Below are 1,681 nucleotides of genomic sequence, written 5' to 3'. Positions count from 1 at the left end.
CAAGCACAGGCGCAAGCTCAAGCTCAAGCTCAAAATCAAACAACTAGCACAGAACAAAGCGATGCCAATACCCCTAAACTGACCAATCTATCAACTGACGGCAAGGCATGGTTTATTCATCCTGTGGCGATGGTGGATTATTTTTCAGGAAACACTGTCCTTTTCAAAAAGGGGGATAAAGATGAAATTATTCGGGAAATTAATATCAGACTTGCTGGATTTGGTGGCAATGTGCCAACAGATGAATTTACCGAAAGAACCGAAAATATGATCAAACAGTTTCAACGTGATTATATGCAAGTCGAGGAAACGGGCGTTGTGGATATGAATGTGATAAAGGCTATAGATGAGTTTTCTGTTAAATATGATTTACCAAGCAATGAATGGGTAAAAAAACCTCCTACTGATGACGAACAAATGTTTTGTCCCTGTGGATTGTGTGATGGATTTGGTAAAAGTAGACATAAAGATATGTACTACGGTGTAAAATTAGAAGCAACTCATAGGTATGAGTATCCTGGTATACACAGATCATTATTATGGGCATTAAAAGCCGTAATATTTTACTTACAAAAAGAAAATTCAGTTTATAGTTTTAGAAAAATTTCATCAGGATATAGGTGTTATGATCGAAATCTTCAAACAAATAGACGAACTACAAACCATAAAGGAAAAGCTTTAGATATACATTTTAATAAAAATGGTGTCAGGACAAGATCATGCGACGATATGAATAAGTTGAGGAAAGATATTTTTAATAAATATTTAGGAGCAAAATGGGATTGGCTAGCCGGTCAAGAAAATATGTTTAATTTAGAATCAGCTAGAAAAGGAGCAACGAGTTGGGTACATTATGATGTAAGACAGTTTGATCAAATTTATTTAAAAGATGAATATTTTTGTAAAGATTCTGAAACGTTAAATGGTAAGCCATTGGCTCATTATTGCAAAAATAGCTAATAAATAATTTTAGGATATATTATGATAAATAACTATATAATTTATTTAGTATTCTGTGTAATTCCTTTTTTTGCATATGCACAAGAACCCCCTATTCAACAAAATAATAAAAATCCCTGTTTTGAAAAAAGCACAGATACTTTACCATTAAATAAAGCACATAAAAATAAACAATATAATTTAACCAGTAATGAAAATTGTAAGATTAAAGATTTGGCATCATGGAATTGTGAAATAGATTTTCGTTATATACCTCTACCATCAAAAAATGACATTAATATGATTTTGGTACCACAGGATTGTGGTGATTTTCCTTACAGACTTTATTTATTGACAATAAAAGATAATCAAATACGATCAGATTTATACGTTGAAGGTGAATGGTACGAACCAGGAAATAATGAAAATCTAATTGAAAAAACATATTTTACTATCTCAAAGGATTTTATCATTACCGTTACAACAGAATATGATAATAATTTAACAATTAAGCATTATTATTTAAATCAAGATGGATACCTTAAAGAAAAAACCAACAATAATTAAATACATTTTATTTTTATCATTCCTGAATTTTATTACGTCATCAGTCATAGTTGATGAAAAAATCTTCGGATAATTGGCGAATTATTTATGGTTTGTGCTAAATGTTACGTTATCGAGTGCAGATTCTGAGCCTGTAAATGATGAGGGTTTTTATACTATTCGCTTTATGATTGAA

Annotated in this window: 2 protein-coding genes; both read left to right on the top strand. The window is 30.8% G+C overall.

Annotated features, from left to right (window positions below; genetic code table 11):
• On the top strand, positions 1 to 960 hold a 960-nt coding region (locus B9N71_RS12575), incomplete at its 5' end, for a peptidoglycan-binding domain-containing protein (RefSeq protein WP_143422166.1).
• A gap of 21 nt (positions 961 to 981) precedes the next feature.
• On the top strand, positions 982 to 1,506 hold the full coding sequence (locus tag B9N71_RS12570; protein ID WP_085166143.1) for a hypothetical protein: 525 nt from the start codon (positions 982 to 984) through the stop codon (positions 1,504 to 1,506).
• Positions 1,507 to 1,681: the final 175 nt, after the last annotated feature.

Origin of the sequence: Gilliamella bombi, from assembly GCF_900103255.1 — a bacterium.
GTDB lineage: Bacteria > Pseudomonadota > Gammaproteobacteria > Enterobacterales > Orbaceae > Gilliamella > Gilliamella bombi.
This window is presented reverse-complemented; position numbering and strand designations above follow the sequence as displayed.